Annotated in this window: 16 protein-coding genes and 1 tRNA gene; 11 read left to right on the top strand and 6 right to left on the bottom strand. The window is 68.1% G+C overall.

The window, feature by feature from the left end; genetic code table 11:
- Positions 1-64 precede the first annotated feature (64 nt).
- The 5 genes from ponA2 to A5790_RS17760 all read left to right on the top strand — a co-directional run bounded on the left by ponA2 (position 65) and on the right by A5790_RS17760 (position 6,186).
- Positions 65-2,518 carry a transglycosylase/D,D-transpeptidase PonA2 gene (ponA2, locus tag A5790_RS17780; protein WP_066847017.1) on the top strand — a complete coding sequence of 818 codons (2,454 nt, stop codon included), beginning with the start codon at positions 65-67 and terminating at the stop codon, positions 2,516-2,518.
- Between the two features lie 72 nt (positions 2,519-2,590).
- Entirely contained in the window at positions 2,591-3,553 is a 963-nt protein-coding gene (locus A5790_RS17775; protein ID WP_066847013.1) for a metallophosphoesterase, read from the top strand.
- Positions 3,550-4,656 carry a PLP-dependent cysteine synthase family protein gene (locus A5790_RS17770; protein WP_066847010.1) on the top strand — a complete coding sequence of 369 codons (1,107 nt, stop codon included), beginning with the start codon at positions 3,550-3,552 and terminating at the stop codon, positions 4,654-4,656. Before A5790_RS17775 ends, A5790_RS17770 begins: the two co-directional genes overlap by 4 nt.
- 344 nt (positions 4,657-5,000) lie before the next feature.
- Positions 5,001-5,074: transfer RNA gene (locus A5790_RS17765), tRNA-Pro, on the top strand.
- Between the two features lie 92 nt (positions 5,075-5,166).
- Positions 5,167-6,186: an iron-containing redox enzyme family protein gene (locus tag A5790_RS17760; protein WP_197696822.1), complete on the top strand. Its 1,020-nt coding sequence runs from the start codon at positions 5,167-5,169 to the stop codon at positions 6,184-6,186.
- On the opposite strand, the gene A5790_RS17755 is transcribed toward A5790_RS17760, so the two are convergent.
- Both A5790_RS17755 and A5790_RS17750 read right to left on the bottom strand, forming a co-directional pair.
- Positions 6,166-6,420: a CDGSH iron-sulfur domain-containing protein gene (locus A5790_RS17755; RefSeq protein WP_066847005.1), complete on the bottom strand. Its 255-nt coding sequence runs from the start codon at positions 6,418-6,420 to the stop codon at positions 6,166-6,168. The two genes, A5790_RS17760 and A5790_RS17755, sit on opposite strands and share 21 nt — an antisense overlap.
- On the bottom strand, positions 6,417-7,112 hold the full coding sequence (locus tag A5790_RS17750) for a HemK2/MTQ2 family protein methyltransferase (RefSeq protein WP_066846995.1): 696 nt from the start codon (positions 7,110-7,112) through the stop codon (positions 6,417-6,419). The genes A5790_RS17755 and A5790_RS17750 overlap by 4 nt, the downstream gene beginning before the upstream one ends.
- A gap of 124 nt (positions 7,113-7,236) precedes the next feature.
- Here A5790_RS17750 and A5790_RS17745 point away from each other — a divergent pair, with 124 nt between their 5' ends.
- On the top strand, positions 7,237-7,908 hold the full coding sequence (locus A5790_RS17745; protein ID WP_066846992.1) for a phosphodiesterase: 672 nt from the start codon (positions 7,237-7,239) through the stop codon (positions 7,906-7,908).
- Here A5790_RS17745 and A5790_RS26030 read toward each other — a convergent pair whose 3' ends face one another.
- The 3 genes from A5790_RS26030 to A5790_RS17735 are packed head-to-tail and all read right to left on the bottom strand — an operon-like array spanning position 7,909 to position 9,582.
- Entirely contained in the window at positions 7,909-8,070 is a 162-nt protein-coding gene (locus tag A5790_RS26030; protein WP_164674022.1) for a hypothetical protein, read from the bottom strand.
- Between the two features lie 11 nt (positions 8,071-8,081).
- Complete coding sequence (locus A5790_RS17740; RefSeq protein ID WP_066846982.1) at positions 8,082-9,068, bottom strand: LLM class F420-dependent oxidoreductase; 987 nt, start codon at positions 9,066-9,068, stop codon at positions 8,082-8,084.
- A 49-nt stretch (positions 9,069-9,117) separates the two neighbouring features.
- A complete protein-coding gene (locus tag A5790_RS17735; RefSeq protein WP_064399344.1) occupies positions 9,118-9,582 on the bottom strand; it encodes a GatB/YqeY domain-containing protein in 465 nt (154 codons plus the stop codon).
- A gap of 82 nt (positions 9,583-9,664) precedes the next feature.
- Between A5790_RS17735 and A5790_RS17730 the strand changes: the two genes are divergently transcribed.
- From A5790_RS17730 to A5790_RS17710, 5 genes are read left to right on the top strand one after another with little or no spacing between them, the layout of a single operon-like run.
- A complete protein-coding gene (locus A5790_RS17730; RefSeq protein WP_066847223.1) occupies positions 9,665-10,858 on the top strand; it encodes a glycerophosphoryl diester phosphodiesterase membrane domain-containing protein in 1,194 nt (397 codons plus the stop codon).
- A gap of 1 nt (position 10,859) precedes the next feature.
- Positions 10,860-11,513, top strand: a complete 654-nt coding sequence (locus tag A5790_RS17725) for a DUF4129 domain-containing protein (RefSeq protein ID WP_066846980.1) — start codon at positions 10,860-10,862, stop codon at positions 11,511-11,513.
- Positions 11,510-12,658 carry a DUF4350 domain-containing protein gene (locus A5790_RS17720; protein WP_066846977.1) on the top strand — a complete coding sequence of 383 codons (1,149 nt, stop codon included), beginning with the start codon at positions 11,510-11,512 and terminating at the stop codon, positions 12,656-12,658. The genes A5790_RS17725 and A5790_RS17720 overlap by 4 nt, the downstream gene beginning before the upstream one ends.
- Complete coding sequence (locus tag A5790_RS17715) at positions 12,655-13,617, top strand: MoxR family ATPase (protein WP_066846976.1); 963 nt, start codon at positions 12,655-12,657, stop codon at positions 13,615-13,617. Before A5790_RS17720 ends, A5790_RS17715 begins: the two co-directional genes overlap by 4 nt.
- Positions 13,617-14,939, top strand: coding sequence for a DUF58 domain-containing protein (locus tag A5790_RS17710; protein ID WP_066846975.1), 1,323 nt, complete (start codon positions 13,617-13,619; stop codon positions 14,937-14,939). Before A5790_RS17715 ends, A5790_RS17710 begins: the two co-directional genes overlap by 1 nt.
- Here the strand turns inward: A5790_RS17710 and A5790_RS17705 are convergent.
- A complete protein-coding gene (locus A5790_RS17705) occupies positions 14,936-15,928 on the bottom strand; it encodes a stage II sporulation protein M (protein ID WP_066846973.1) in 993 nt (330 codons plus the stop codon). The two genes, A5790_RS17710 and A5790_RS17705, sit on opposite strands and share 4 nt — an antisense overlap.

Here is a 15,928-nt window from a genome sequence, read left to right as displayed (position 1 = left end):
CTTTCACAGTCCTGGGATCGCCCGTGGCGAGCCCACGTTTTGCGACGTCGTTAGTCTGTAGGTCATGCCGGACAGTCCACCGCCGACCCCGCCTCCGCGGACGGTGACGGTGATCAAGCTCGCCTGGTGCGTTCTGCTGGCCAGCGTGGTCACCGCGGCGTTGATGTTTCCGATCGTCGGTGGCTTCGGCCTGGTGTCCAATCGGGCCTCCGATGTGGTTGCCAACGGCTCGGCCCAACTCGTCGAGGGTGAGGTGCCGCAGGTGTCGACGATGGTCGACGCCAAGGGCAACGTGATCGCCTGGCTCTACAATCAGCGCCGCTTCGAGGTGCCCACCGACCAGATCGCCAACACGATGAAGCTGGCGATCGTCTCGATCGAGGACAAACGGTTCGCCGAACACAACGGCGTCGACTGGCAGGGCACGCTCACCGGCCTGTCCGGTTACCTGTCGGGCAATCTGGACACGCGCGGCGGTTCGACGATCGAGCAGCAGTACGTCAAGAACTATCAACTGCTGGTCGTCGCCCAGACCGACGCCGAGAAGCGCGCCGCCATCGAGACCACGCCGGCCCGCAAGCTGCGCGAGATCCGGATGGCGCTGACGCTGGACAAGACGTTCACCAAACCCGAGATCCTGACCCGCTATCTGAACCTGGTGTCGTTCGGCAACGGCGCCTTCGGTGTGCAGGACGCCGCGCAGACGTACTTCGGGGTCAACGCGTCGGAGTTGAACTGGCAGCAGGCCGCTCTGCTGGCGGGCATGGTCCAGTCGACCAGCACGCTGAACCCCTACACCAACCCCGAGGGTGCGCTGGCGCGGCGAAACCTGGTGTTGGACACCATGATCCAGAACATCCCCGAGGAAGCAGAGGCGTTGCGGGCGGCCAAGGAGGAGCCGCTGGGTGTCTTGCCGCAGCCCAAGGAACTGCCGCGCGGCTGTATCGCCGCCGGCGACCGCGCGTTCTTCTGCGACTACGTGCTCGAATACCTGGCGCGCGCAGGCATCAGCAAGGAACAGGTCGCCAGGGGCGGATACCTGATCAGGACCACCCTCGACCCCGACGTCCAGGGTCCGGTGAAGGCGGCGGTCAACCAGTTCGCCGCCCCTGACCTCGACGGTGTGGCCAGCGTGATGAGCGTGATCAAGCCGGGCAAGGAATCGCATCCCGTGCTGGCGATGGCCAGCAGCCGCACCTACGGGCTCAACCTCGATGCCGGTGAGACCATGCAGCCGCAGCCGTTCTCCCTGGTGGGCGACGGTGCCGGGTCGACGTTCAAGCTGTTCACCACTGCGGCGGCCTTGGAGATGGGGATGGGCATCAACGCCCAACTCGACGTGCCCGCACAGTTTCAGGCCAAGGGCCTGGGCAGCAGCGACACCCCGGGTTGCCCGGCCGCGACGTGGTGTGTGAAGAACGCGGGCGGTTACCGCGGCACCATGAACATCACCGACGCGTTGGCCACCTCGCCCAACACGGCCTTCGCCAAGCTGATCTCGCAGGTCGGCGTGCAGCGCAGCGTGGACATGGCGGTCCGGCTGGGACTGCGCTCCTACGCGCTGCCGGGTACCGCGCGCGACTACGACCCGGACAGCAACGAGAGCCTGGCCGACTTCATCAAGCGGCAGAACCTCGGCTCGTTCGTGCTGGGACCGATCGAGATCAACGCGCTCGAGTTCTCCAACGTCGGAGCGACGCTGGCCTCCGGCGGCGTGTGGTGCCCGCCGAATCCGATCGCCCAGGTCATCGACCGGAACGGCGAGGAGGTCTCGGTCACCACAGAGACCTGCGAGCAGGCGGTGCCCGAGGGCCTGGCGAACACGCTGGCCAACGCCATGAGCAAGGACGACGAGGGGGCGGGCACCGCCGCGGGAGCGGCCGGTTCGGTCGGATGGGACCTGCCGATGTCGGGTAAGACCGGCACCACCGAGGCCCACCGCTCGTCGGCCTTCCTCGGCTTCACCAACACACTCGCCGCCGGGAACTACATCTACGACGACTCCACCGCACCCGGTGAACTGTGCTCGTTCCCGCTGCGAAAGTGCGGGTACGGCAACCTGTACGGCGGTAACGAACCGGCCAGGACGTGGTTCGCCGCGATGAAACCGATCGCCAACAACTTCGGCGAGGTCCGACTGCCCCCGACCGATCCTCGGTACGTCGAGGGCGGCCCGGGCTCGCGGGTGCCCAGCGTTTCCGGCCTGACCGAGAGCGCGGCCCGACAGCGGTTGCGTGACTCCGGCTTCCAGGTCGCCGACCAGGCGTCCTCGGTGAACAGCAATGCGCCGCGCGGCTCCGTGGTCGGCACGACCCCGGGCGGTCAGACGGTGCCGGGGTCGATCATCACGATCCAGGTCTCCAACGGCATTCCGCCGGCTCCGCCGCCGCCTCCGCCCGGCGCGATACCCGGCCTACCGGCGCCGGTCGGCCAGACGGTGGTCGAGATTCCCGGCCTACCGCCGATCACCGTGCCGATACTCGGGCCCCCTCCGCCTGCGCCACCGCCTCCACCGTGATCGACGTGCAATTGCCCACGCCCGAGCGGTCGAGAGCGCTTCGTCGGGTCCACTGGCAGTAGGCTCTGCAGCATGTCCGCCCGTTCGACGACGATCCTGAAGAACTCCGCCGCAGCGTCCGCAGGCGCGCTGGTCGCCGGCATCGGCTACGCAGCGGTGATCGAGCGCAACGCCTTTGTGGTGCGAGAAGTGACGATGCCGGTGCTGGCACCCGGGTCCTCACCGTTGAAGGTGCTGCACATCAGCGACATCCACATGCGTCCCGGACAGCGGCGCAAGCAGGCCTGGCTGCGCGAGCTGGTCGCCTTGGAACCCGATCTCGTGATCAATACCGGCGACAACCTCGCCCACCCCAAGGCCGTGCCCGCCGTGGTGCAGTCGCTGTCGGAGTTGCTGTCGGTCCCGGGCCTGTTCGTGTTCGGCAGCAACGACTATTTCGGGCCGACGCCGAAGAACCCGCTGAACTACCTCACCCGGCCCGGCCATCGCGTCCACGGCGAACCCCTGCCGTGGCAGGACCTGCGGGCGGCATTCACCGAGCGTGGCTGGCTGGACCTGACCCACACCCGCCGCGAGTTGGAGGTGCGCGGCCAGTTGATCGCGGCCGCAGGCGTCGACGACCCGCATCTGTCGCGGGACCGCTACGAGACCGTCGCCGGTCCGGCCAGTCCCGCCGCGAACCTCACCCTGGGCCTGACCCATTCGCCGGAGCCACGGGTCCTCGACCGGTTCGCCGCCGACGGCTATCAGCTGGTGATGGCGGGCCACACCCACGGCGGCCAGTTGTGCTTGCCGTTCTACGGCGCCCTCGTCACGAACTGCGGCCTGGACCGGTCGCGGGTCAAGGGCCCGTCGCGCTGGGGTGCGCGCACCCAACTGCACGTCTCGGCGGGCATCGGCACCTCGCCGTACGCGCCGCTGCGGTTCTGCTGCCGTCCCGAGGCCACGCTGCTGACACTGGTCGCTGCCCCGATCGGCGGTCAGGACGCGGACGCTCGGGCGGGCACGTCCCATCCGAGCGTCGCGGTGCGGTGACCGACAAGGCCCTCACCGCAAGCCGGAGTAGCCCACGCGCGTGGGTCGACGACGCCGTCCGGTTGATCGAGGCCGATGCACGCCGAAGCGCAGACACCCACCTGTTGCGCTATCCGTTGCCGTCGGCCTGGTGTGACGGCTGCGATCTGCAGCTGTACCTGAAGGATGAGACGACCCACATCACCGGCAGCCTCAAACACCGGCTGGCGCGGTCACTGTTCCTCTACGCGCTGTGCAACGGGTGGATCGAGGAGAACACCACGATCATCGAGGCGTCGTCGGGGTCGACGGCGGTGTCCGAGGCTTACTTCGCGGCGCTACTCGGCCTGCCGTTCATCGCCGTGATGCCGTCGTCGACGAGCACCAGCAAGATCGCGTTGATCGAAGCTCAGGGCGGCCGTTGCCATTTCGTCGCCGAGTCCAGTCAGGTATACGCCGAGGCCGAACGGCTCGCCGTAGCCACCGGCGGACACTACATCGATCAGTTCACCAACGCCGAGCGGGCCACCGACTGGCGCGGCAACAACAACATCGCCGAGTCGATCTTCGAGCAGATGCGCGACGAAGCGCACCCCGTGCCCGACTGGATCGTGGTCGGCGCGGGCACCGGCGGGACAAGCGCCACCATCGGCCGCTACATCCGCTACCGGCGCTACGCCACCCGGCTCTGCGTGGTCGACCCGGAGAACTCGGCCTTCTTCCCGTCATACGAGCAGGGCCGCGGTGACGTCGTCACCGGTATGTCGTCGCGCATCGAGGGGATCGGCCGACCGCGGGTGGAGCCGTCGTTTCTGCCTGGCGTGGTCGACCGAATGGTCGTCGTACCGGACGCCGCGTCGGTCGCCGCGGCCCGGCACGCCAGCGCGGTGCTGGGCCGGCGGGTGGGACCGTCGACGGGGACGAACCTGTGGGGGGCGTTCGGCCTGTTGGCCGAGATGAGGAACGAGGGTCGCAGCGGATCAGTGGTGACACTGCTCGCCGACAGCGGTGACCGCTACGCGGAGACCTACTTCTGCGACGAGTGGCTGACCAGCCAGGGGTTGGACCCCTCGGAGTTCGCGTCGGTATTGGCCGAGTTCGAACGCTCGGGGCGCTGGCCCTGATCGTCGTCACCGCCGATCAGCGGGCCGTCGGAGGTGAGGAAAAGCCACACCGCGGCGAGAACGAAGAACCCCAGGTAGATGGATGCGCCTAAGCCAGTCATCTTGTCCTCGCTTCGTCGTTTGGTTACATGATGAACAACGCCACCGACAACTCGTTGCTTCCCGCGGCGTGTCGCAAATCACGACTTCGGCCGAGCACTTATGCCGTCGCGAGGCGTACACCAGGGTCGCGATCCGGTGGCGGATCGCAGCCCTGGTGTAGCTCTCGCGAACGGGAAGGCCCGCACGCCCGAAGGCGTTTGGCTAGGCGACCCGCTGGTGCGATACGCTGTCGTGGCTTCACGCGGGGTGTGGCGCAGCTTGGTAGCGCGCTTCGTTCGGGACGAAGAGGTCGTGGGTTCGAATCCCGCCACCCCGACTGCGAAAGTGTCGGCTTCAGATTCGCTGTGAGCCGAACGACTGATACCGAACATGCGTTTGACCGGTGCGGATGAGGGTATTGAGAAGGGCGTGACTTTACCGTCGACGCGGGTCGAACCTGCCCTGCCGAAGGCCGCCGGGCCACTGTCTGCAGCCGTCATCGATCTCCTGCAGCGCGGCCGTCCGTCGTTGCCGCTGCGTCCGATCGACGTGCCGATGTTCGACGCGGATCCGTATGGCCTCGATCTCCAACTCGCGCTCTACATCTGCTACGAGCTGCACTACCGCGGCTTCGCCGACGTGAGCCCGCGCTGGGAGTGGAACCCCGCGCTGCTGCACCTGCGCGGCCGGTTCGAGGAGGCGTTCCTGGACGCGGTGCGCCAGGACGTCGGCGACATCGCCGAAGGCGAGACCGCGGAAGCCGAGATGGACAAGCTGGCGATCGAACCGGTGGACGGCGAGGGTCCGTCATACTTCCTGCGCGACAAGGGCACCTGGGAGCAGATGCTCGAATACTTCGTGCACCGCTCGGTGTATCACCTCAAAGAGGGCGACCCGCACGCCTGGACCATCCCTCGCCTTACCGGACACTCCAAGGCGGCGTTCGTCGCAGTCGAGTTCGACGAGTTCGGCGGTGGCCGTGGCGAACACGTGCATCAGCACCTGTACGCGCAGTTGCTGGACGCCGCGGGCCTCGACTCGTCGTACCTCGGCTACCTCGACCACGTCTCCGCCGACGCACTGGCATCGGTGAACCTGATGTCTTTGTTCGGGTTGCACCGCGAACTGCGCGGCGCGTCGATCGGGCATTTCGCGTCGACGGAGATCACCTCGTCGCCCGGCTCACGGCGGCTGGTGGAAGCGTTGCGCCGCATGGGCGCTCCCGACGCCTGCGTGGCGTTCTACCACGAACATGTGGTGGCCGATGCCGTCCACGAGCAGGTGGTCCGCACCGATGTCGTCGGCGATCTCGTCGCTAAGGAGCCGCATCTGGACCGCGACGTCGTGTTCGGCATGCGGGCGTTGGACGTGGTCGAGGGCCGCCTGGCCACGCACCTGATGAACTGCTGGACCGAGAACCGCTCGTCGCTACGCCGGCCGCTGAGCTGACGCGACTTTGTCGTCGGGCACGTCGCCCTTAGTAGACATGTCGGCGCGCTTGCGACGCCGGTGACTGGTGTCGCACAACGGATAGTCCTTGCTGCGCCGGCACGTGCACACCGCGACCATGAACCGGTCCGATTCCACGACCTGGCCGTCGGGCATCTCGATGCGCACCGGCCCCTGCACCATCAGCGGGCCGTTCGGCACCACCCGCACGGTGCGCGGTTCGGCATCGCTCATGGCTTGTCCGCCCGGATCACCAGCAGTTCCTCTTCGCGGCGTCCCGGTTCGAGGCGGCCGCACTCCTCGAGCCACAATGCCCGCGACGACAGCACCGGTCCGAATGGAATCCACTGCCGTGCAACGATTTCCGCGTCGAGACCGGCGCAGGCAAGTGCACCGAGCGTCTGCCGCGGATCGGCGAACTCCGACTGCACCAGCAGCAGACTGCCTCCGTGGTCGAGAAGGTCGGGCACCGTCGCGCACAGCGGGTCGAGTACGAGCCGGCCGTCGCATCCGGCATCCCACGCCCGAGGGGGTCCGACGTAGGCCGGGAGCGGTTCGCATTCGGCGCTCGGATCATGCGGTACATACGGCGGATTGCAGACGACCAGGTCGAACGGTCCGAATTCAACTGCCCGCGCCCATGATCCGAGGTGCACATCGATGTCGACTCCGGACGCGACCGCGTTTGCCCGCGCACATCGCACCGCGCGCTGGCAGATGTCGAAGGCGGTCACCGATGCGGCACCCTGTTCAGCGGCCCCGATTGCGACGACGCCGCTTCCGGTACACAAGTCGACCACGTGCCGGCCGCGTGCCAGCGCCATTTGGTCCATGACCTCGATGAGCAGCTGCGAATCTTCCTGCGGCGCGTAGACGCCCTCATCCGCGATCAGGGGCCCACGGACGTCGGTGTATGCGGTTGTCACAACGGCCTTTCGACAGGTTCCTCTGCTGCGCAATGCAGCATTGCCCGGAATTAATGCCCGGTATCGGGCGTGTTAAAACGTGGGTGCTCGTTTTGCTGCGACGCCGCGGGGGCACACCTCTACCGTGCAAGCCTCCGATATCGCCTCGCTTCCCATCCGCCTCGGCGCCGCCATTCGGGACCGGCGGCTGTTTCATCCGTCAGGGGTGATGGCCGAGGGCATCCTCGAACGTATCGCCCCCGAGGGTGAAGGGCTTCCGATGAACTCCTGCGACGTCATCGCACGTGTCTCCAAGGGTATCGGCCTGCCCGGCGCCGCTCCGGACGTCGCCGGTCTGGCTTTTCGGATTCCGCCGCCGCCGGATCTCCGGGCCTGCAGTCCGTGGGATGTGCTGTTGGCGTCGACGCTCTCGGGAACGCGCGTCGGCCTGGCCCCCGTCCTGTCGTGGTCCGGGGCGACGTTCTCCAGCCTGATGCCGCTGCGGTATCACGACGCGCTGTGGTGGGTGCGCGCCCGGCTGGCCACCCGGATCGACGCGCCGGGACTGTCGCTCGACGCCGTCGAAAAGCAGATCGACTCGTCCGGGCTGGCATTCACTATCGACCAGGCGCCGGCCAAGGGCGGGTTCCGCCCGCTGGCCCGGTTGACCCTTCGCCACGTCGACCCAAGCTGTGACGACATCGCGTTCGACCCGGCCCTGCACAGCGATCCCGAGGTCGAGTTGGCCCCGCGCTGGCTCGGCGACTTCCGGCGTTCGGCGTACAAGCGCAGCAGGCAGGGCCGCGACGCCGAGTGATCAGGCCGTAGGCTCCCCGCCGGATTCCGCGACGTCCGGGGCGTTCTCGCGGGTTGCCATGCCGCCGTCGCCGCCCTCGTCCTTCGGCCCGGTGCGCTGCGCCTTGCGCTTGTCGCGCTCGTCGGCGTCGTCGTCGTCGTAGATGCCTTTTCCGGTCGGCATATCGGTCCCTTCTAGTTGGCTGCGGAACGCAGCTTGTCCAGCAGCGGCGCTGCGGCTTCCTTGAGGAACTGCTCTTGTCCCTCGTCGCCGATCTGCACGAGCGCGATGTCGGTGAAGCCGGCTTCCCAGTACTTGCTGACCGCCTCGACGATCGCATCGAGATCGGGTCCGGAGGGGATGGATTCGGCGACGTCCTCCGGGCGCACGTATTGCGTCGCACCGTCGAAGCCGGCGGTGGTCGGAAGGTCGGAGTTGACCGCCCACCCACCGCTGAACCACCTGAACTGGTCGTGCGCCCGGCGCACCGCGGCGTCTTTGTCGGTGTCCCAGCAGACCGGGATCTGCCCGACGACGCGCACGTCACCGGGCAGGCCGGTGGCGCGCCTGGCCTCGTGCCACGCATCGACGAGATCCTTGTTCGGTTCGACGGCGATCAGGTGATCCGACAGCGGCGCGAACGTCTCGACCGACCGCTCACCCGAAACCGCGGTAGCGATCGCGACGGGGGTTTCAGGGAGGTCCCACAGGCGTGCGGAGTCGACCTCGAAGTACTCGCCCTTCCAGTCGACGAGGTCTCCGGTGAACAGCTCGCGGATGATCTGGATCGCTTCGCGCAGCATCTCCTGGCGGCGCGCCACCGTCGGCCAGCGCTTGCCGACGACGTGCTCGTTGAGGTTCTCACCGCTGCCCAAACCCAGCGTGAAACGGCCGTCGGCGAGGATCTGCAGCGTCGCGGCCTTCTGCGCGACGATCGCCGGGTGGTAGCGCATCGTGGGGCAGGTGACGTAGGTGAACAGCTCCACACGCTTGGTGGCGTGGGCGACCGCGCCCAGCACCGACCACGCGTACGGCGCATGTCCCTGTGCAGACAGCCACGGGAAGTAGTGGTCGGAGGACACCTCGAAGTCGAAGCCCGCGAGTTCGGCCGAAACCGCGTAGCGGACAAGTTCTTTTGGCCCGCTCTGCTCTGTCATCAGGGTGTATCCGAACCGCGTCATGGGTGCGGGGTACCCGAGGCCCACCCCGCGAAAACGGGTGCCCGGCTCGCTACAGCCTGGCCTTCACCGCCGCCGAGAGCCGTGCACCGTCGGCCTTACCGGCCGCGATGGCGGTCGCGGCCTTCATCACCAGCCCCATCTGCTTGGTGCCGGGCCGCTCACCGATCTCCTCGGCGACCTGTGCGATCGCGGTGTCGGCGACGTCGGCCAGTTCGGCCTCGGTCAACGGAGTCGGCAGGTACTCGTCGATGACCTGCGCTTCGGCATGCTCGTTGGCGGCGAGTTCACCGCGCCCGTTCTGCGTGTAGATCTGTGCGGACTCGCCCCGTTTCTTGGACTCTCTGGCCAGCACCTTGAGCACCTCGGCGTCGGTCAGCTCGCGCGACTCCTTGCCTGCGACCTCTTCTGTGGTGATGGCTGCGAGCAGCATCCGTAGCGTCGCGGTGCGCAGCTTGTCCTGCGACTTCATCGCCGCCGTCAGGTCGCTTCGCAACCGTTCTTTGAGTTCGCCCATGAGCCAAAACTACGCTGCGCTCGACCGCCACGACCGCCCGACGACGTTGTCAATTCGCACCGTCCTCGACAGGATAGTGGCCATGAGCACCGACGCCGGCGGGTCCGGTTTTGCAGGCCCACCGCCGCCGGGCTATCCACCTCCGAGCTATCCGCCACCGGGGTATCCGCCGCCGGGTTATCCACCGCCGGGGTATCCGCCGCCCGGTTATGCGCCACCGCCGGGGTACGGCCCGGCGGGTTACGGACCTCCGCCGGCGTACGGCCCAGGCTATGGCCATCCGGGGTACGGGCCGCCCGCACTCAAGCCGGGTGTCATCCCCCTTCGCCCACTGACGCTGTCGGACATCTTCAACGGTGCGGTCGCTTACATCCGGGCGAATCCCAAAGCGACGCTCGGGTTGACGACCATCGTGGTGGTCGCCACCCAGCTGATCGCGCTGATTCTGTCCGTCGGCCCGCTCGCTGTCGGCGGGCAACTGATCCCCACGCTCAGCGGTGAGGAGGAGGTGTCGGCGGGTGTGCTGGTGAGCACCATGCTGTCGAGCCTCGCCGGATCGGTCGCGACCGGGTTGGCCGCGATTCTGCTGAGCGGTCTGCTCACCGTCGTCGTGGGCAGGGCCGTGTTCGGCTCCGGGATCACCATCGGGCAAGCGTGGCAACGGCTTCGGGGCCGGCTCTGGGCGCTGGTCGGCTTCTCCGTTTTGGAGGTCCTCGGTGCGATGCTGTTGATCGCCGTGGTGGTCGGCTTCATCTTCGCAGTGGGGGCCGCGGCGGGCGGCGCGGCCGCTGTCCTCATCGGTATCCCGTTGGTGCTGGCGCTGATTGCGGCGTTGGTGTACCTGGGGACGATGCTGACATTCACTCCGGTCATCATCGTCCTCGAGCGACTCGGCATCATCGACGCGGTCAAGCGGTCATTCGCCTTGATCAAACGAGACTTCTGGCGCGTGTTGGGCATTCGCCTGCTCGCGGTGATCGTAGCGCAACTCGTCGCCGGGGCTGTCGCGTTCCCGTTCAGTCTCGGCGGGCAGATAATCCTGATGGCGGCCACGACGACGACGGCCGCGCTGTTCGCCTTGGTCCTGCTGTCGGTCGGGGGCGCGATCGGCCAGATCATCACCGCCCCATTCAGTGCGGGTGTGGTCGCGCTGCAGTACACCGACGCCCGCATCCGCAGGGAGGCCTTCGACCTGGTGCTGCAGACCGGCGCCGGCTATGGTCCCGCCGCCCCGTCCGACTCCACCGATCATCTGTGGCTGACCCGCCAGAACTGACGTGCCGACAATAGACATCGACAGTGATGCCGCGCACGATGCGGCGCAGCGCGAGCTCGCAAAGCCGATATACCCCAAGCCTTCCCTGACGGACCGCTTCGGTGAATGGATCGACGATGTGATCTACCGGCTGGCCGCGGAGGGCGCGTCGATACCGGGCGGCTGGGTGACGATCACGGTCCTGCTGATCCTCGTGTCCATCGGGGTTCTCGTGGCCATCCGGATCGGGCGCCGGGCCATGCGAACGGGCCGCGGCCACACCGAGGCGTTGTTCGGCGAGCACGATATGACGGCAGCACAGCATCGGGCGACCGCCGAACAGTGCGCAACGGCAGCGGACTGGGCCGCGGCGATCCGGCACCGCCTGCGGGCCGTCGCCCGACAGCTGGAGGAGATCGGTGTGCTCGACCCGGTCCCCGGCCGCACCGCCACCGAGCTTGCTCGTGACGCGGGCCGCCAGCTCCCGCATCTGAGTGACGAACTCGTCGCCGCTTCAACGGCATTCAATGACGTCACGTATGGCGAGATTCCGGGCACCGAGAAGGCTTACCGGCTGGTCGCCGATCTTGACGACCACGTGAGGTCGCGGGCTTCGGTGGCAGCCTCGACCACTGTCACCCCCGCCGCGTCTGACGGGTGGGCCGAGATTCGATGACGACCGACACCGCCGTGGAGCCGACGCTGCGCACACGATGGCGCGGAGCGCGCTGGATCGTGCTCGGGTTGACCGTCATCGTCGCATTCGCCGTTCTCAGCGCCTACCTGACCGCACCTCGTCCCGGGGGATGGATGGACCCGAACTCCACCGGACCGGACGGGGCCCGGGCCTTGATGACGCTGCTGGCCGAAAACGGGGTCGACGTCGTCGAAGCGCCCGACGTGGCCGCAGTGGAGGCGGCCGCGCGGCCCGACACCCTGCTTGTCGTGGTGCAGACCTATCACCTCGTCGACGAGGGAGTGCTCCAGCGTCTTGCGGCGCTACCGGGTGATCGCCTGCTGGTGCAACCCAATTCACGCACTCGCGAAGCACTGGCGCCCGAGGTGACGCTGAGCGGAGCCACCACGTTCGGCGGCGGCGAACGCCCTGACTGCGACCTTCGTGAGGCCACCCGCGCCGGAGCCGTGCAGTTCAGCGTGAGCGACGCCTACGAGGCCGCCGACGAGGACATCGACCTGACGCGCTGTTACGAAGGCGCGCTGGTCCGCTACACCGCCGACGGCCGGGACATCACGCTGGTCGGCGATACCGGGTTCATGACGAACCGCGGCCTGCCCAAGGCGGGCAACGCGGCGCTCGCGATGAACCTCACGGGCACGAATCCGCGGATGATCTGGTATGCGCCGCAGTTCACCGAGGGCGAATCCGACGGCGCGGCAAGCCTGTTCGACCTCGCACCCGAACACGTGGGTTGGATCCTGTGGCAACTGGTCGCAGTGGTGGTGCTACTGGCGCTCTGGAAGGGCCGCCGCATCGGTCCTCTGGTCGCCGAACGCCTGCCCGTGGTCGTGCGAGCCTCCGAGACCGTGGAGGGGCGGGGCCGTCTCTACCGCTCGCGTCGTGCCCGCGACAGTGCGGCAGACGCGTTGCGCACCGCCGCGCTGCAGCGCATGCAGCCCCGCCTCGGCCTTGGCGTCAACCCCGATCCGGCCGCGGTGGTCCAGGCGGTGGCCGCGCACAGCGGTGTCCATCCCCAGGCGGTCGCACACACCTTGTTCGGTCCTCCGCCCCGCGGCGACGACGAACTGGTCAACCTCGCACGCGAACTCGACAACATCGAAAGGCAGGTCGCACGCTCGTGACTCAGTCAGGCGGAAACGATTCCGCGCGAACCGCATTGCTGGCGCTGCGCGCCGAGATAGCCAAGGCGGTCGTCGGACAGGACGCCGTGGTCAGCGGACTGGTGATCGCGCTGCTATGCCGCGGTCACGTTCTCCTGGAGGGGGTGCCCGGCGTCGCCAAGACGCTGCTGGTGCGCACGCTGGCCTCGGCACTGCAGCTGGACTTCAAACGCCTCCAGTTCACGCCCGATCTGATGCCCGGCGACGTCACCGGCTCACTGGTCTACGACGCGCGCACCGCGGAGTTCGAGTTCCGGTCCGGTCCCGTGTTCACCAACCTGCTGCTGGCCGACGAGATCAACCGGACACCACCCAAGACGCAGGCCGCGCTGCTGGAGGCCATGGAGGAACGTCAGGTCAGCGTGGAGGGCGAAGCCCGTCCCCTGCCCGATCCGTTCATCGTTGCCGCAACCCAGAATCCGATCGAGTACGAGGGCACCTACCAACTGCCCGAGGCACAGTTGGACCGCTTCCTGCTCAAGCTCAACGTGCCGCTGCCGACACGCGAGCAGGAGGTCGCGATCCTGAACCGGCACGCGCACGGTTTCGACCCCCGGGACCTGTCCCACGTGCGGCCCGTCGCGGGAGTGGCGGAGCTGGCCGCCGGGCGGGCGGCCGTGCGCGAAGTCCTGGTCGCCGACGAGGTGCTCGGCTACATCGTCGACATCTGCGCCGCGACAAGGCATTCACCGTCGCTGCAGTTGGGAGTGTCGCCGCGCGGGGCGACCGCCCTGTTGGCGACGGCAAGGTCGTGGGCCTGGCTGTCGGGACGCAACTACGTGACTCCCGACGACGTGAAGGCAATGGCCCGTTCCACCTTGCGCCACCGCATCCAACTCCGGCCGGAAGCCGAGTTGGAGGGCGTCACACCCGACGGCGTGCTCGACGGGACCCTCGCGGCAGTACCGGTGCCACGCTAGTGATCCTCACCGGGCGCTCCGCGCTGGTCGCACTGGTGTGCGTCCTGCCGATCGCGGTCTCTCCCCGGCCCGCGTCCACGTTCGCCGTCCTGCTCGGTGCGCTCGTCGTACTGATCGGGCTCGATGCCGCCCTGGCGGGCAACACCCGCCGCGTGCGGTTCACCCGGTCCGGCGACACCACCGCCCGGCTTGGCCAAGACGTCACGGCCGTTCTGCACACCGATAACTCCGGCAGCCGGCGCATCAACGGCGTCGTGCGCGACGCGTGGCCACCGAGCGCGCGGGCCCATCCCCGTCTCCATCCGGTGAACCTGGCCGCGGGTCAACAACTTCGATTCGAAACGACGCTGCGGCCGGTGCGCCGAGGCGACCAGGAATCGTCGTTGGTCACCGTCCGCGCGACGGGGCCGCTTGGGCTGGCCGGACGGCAGAGCTCGCACCGGGTGCCGTGGCGGATCCGGATTCTGCCGCCGTTTCTGTCGCGCAAGCACCTTCCCTCACGGCTGGCCAAACTTCGTGAGCTGGAAGGCAATACACCGGTCCTGATTCGCGGGCAGGGCACCGAGTTCGACTCGCTGCGCGAATACGTGATCGGCGACGACGTCAGGTCGATCGACTGGCGGGCCTCCGCTCGCCGCGCCGACGTGGTGGTCAGAACGTGGCGCCCGGAACGGGACCAGCGCGTGGTGATCGTGCTCGACACCTCTCGCACATCGGCGGGCCGCGTCGGCATCGATCCGACCTCGAACGATCCGTCGGGGTGGCCACGGCTGGACTGGTCGATGGACGCCGCGCTGCTGCTGGCCGCGCTGGCCTCGCGGGCAGGCGACCACGTCGACTTCCTGGCCCACGACCGGGTCACCAGGGCCGCGGTGTTCAACGCTTCGCGTACCGAGCTGCTCGCTCAGCTGGTCGCGGCGATGGCCCCGATCGAGCCGGCGCTGATCGAATCCGATGCGGGCGCGATGGCCGCCGCGGTGCTGCGCCGCGTCCGCAGGCACGCGCTGGTGGTGCTGCTCACCGACCTCAACGCGTCAGCGCTCGACGAGGGCCTGATGAATGTGCTTCCGCAGCTGACGGCCAAGCACGCGGTGCTCGTCGCCGCAGTGGCCGATCCCCGGGTCGAGGCGCTTGCCGCAGGCCGCGCCGACGCCCCGCAGGTCTATGACGCCGCAGCGGCCGAACGGGCGCGCAACGAGCGGCGTGCCATCGCGTCTCGGCTGCGGCGCCGGGGCGTCGATGTGGTCGACGCCGCACCCGAGGAGCTGGCGCCCGCCTTGGCCGACCACTACCTGGCCCTCAAGACCACCGGCCGTCTCTAGCCCACCGGGACGACGTCGGGAGCGTCCTCGACGTCTCCGGTTTCCCCCGCCTGCTCGGCCTTGCGCCCGAAGTAGAAGATGTAGGCCAGGAACGCGATCTCGGCGGCCACACCGATGGCGATGCGCGCGGCGGTCGGCAACGGCGACGGCGTCACGAGCGCCTCGATGAGGCCCGAGATCAGCAGGACCGCCACCAGCCCGCCCGCCACCGCGCCGATCGCACGACCCTGCTCGGCGAGCACCTGTCCGCGCGGCCGGTCACCCGGTGAGATGACGTTCCAGCCCAGCCGCATACCCGCCCCGGCAGCCAGAAACACCGCGGTCAGTTCGAGCAGCCCGTGCGGTGTGATCAGGCCGAGGAAGATGTCACCCTTGCCCGCGCCGAACATCAGTCCCGCCGCCACACCGAGGTTGGCGGCGTTCTGGAAGACCACGTAGGGAATCGGAATACCAAGCAGGATCGCAAAGCCGAGGCACTGCAACGCAATCCACGCGTTGTTCACCCAAACCTGCAGCGCGAACGAGCCTGCCGGGTGCTCGCTGTAGTACGCCGCGAAGTCGTTGTTGACCATCTGATCGATCTCGTCGGCCGTTCCGATCATGGCCCGCACCTCCGGGCTGCCCGAAACCCACACCGCGATAATGGCGGCCAACGCGAAGAACGCGAAGGCCGTACTGAGCCACCACCACCGCGACCGATAGGCGACGACGGGGAACGACACGGTCCAGAACCGCACGAACTCACGCCACAGCGGGGCGTGCGCGCCCGTCACCGCGGCTCGCGCCTGCGCGACCAGCCCCGAGAGCCGGCCGACGATCACCGGCTCCGCGTTCGCGGTGCGCACGATCGACAGATGCGTCGACACGCGCTGGTAGAGATCGACCAGCTCGTCGACCTCGGGACCGGTGAGCTCTCGACGCCGCTTGATCAGGTGCTCGAGCCGGTCCCACGTCGGACGGTGCGCGAGCACGAACGCGTCGACATCCAC

Origin of the sequence: Mycobacterium sp. 852002-51152_SCH6134967 (assembly GCF_001667105.1) — a bacterium.
GTDB classification, from domain to species: Bacteria; Actinomycetota; Actinomycetes; order Mycobacteriales; family Mycobacteriaceae; genus Mycobacterium; species Mycobacterium neumannii_A.
The sequence above is the reverse complement of the archived record's forward strand: the minus strand, read 5'-3'. Positions and strand labels throughout refer to the sequence as shown.

Coding starts and splice junctions, on each gene's coding strand:
- ponA2 (WP_066847017.1), top strand. CDS start 65: ATGCCGGACAGTCCACCGCCGACCCCGCCTCCGCGGACGGTGACGGTG.
- A5790_RS17775 (WP_066847013.1), top strand. CDS start 2,591: ATGTCCGCCCGTTCGACGACGATCCTGAAGAACTCCGCCGCAGCGTCC.
- A5790_RS17755 (WP_066847005.1), bottom strand. CDS start 6,420: ATGAGCGATGCCGAACCGCGCACCGTGCGGGTGGTGCCGAACGGCCCG.
- A5790_RS26030 (WP_164674022.1), bottom strand. CDS start 8,070: ATGCCGACCGGAAAAGGCATCTACGACGACGACGACGCCGACGAGCGC.
- A5790_RS17740 (WP_066846982.1), bottom strand. CDS start 9,068: ATGACGCGGTTCGGATACACCCTGATGACAGAGCAGAGCGGGCCAAAA.
- A5790_RS17735 (WP_064399344.1), bottom strand. CDS start 9,582: ATGGGCGAACTCAAAGAACGGTTGCGAAGCGACCTGACGGCGGCGATG.
- A5790_RS17730 (WP_066847223.1), top strand. CDS start 9,665: ATGAGCACCGACGCCGGCGGGTCCGGTTTTGCAGGCCCACCGCCGCCG.
- A5790_RS17720 (WP_066846977.1), top strand. CDS start 11,510: ATGACGACCGACACCGCCGTGGAGCCGACGCTGCGCACACGATGGCGC.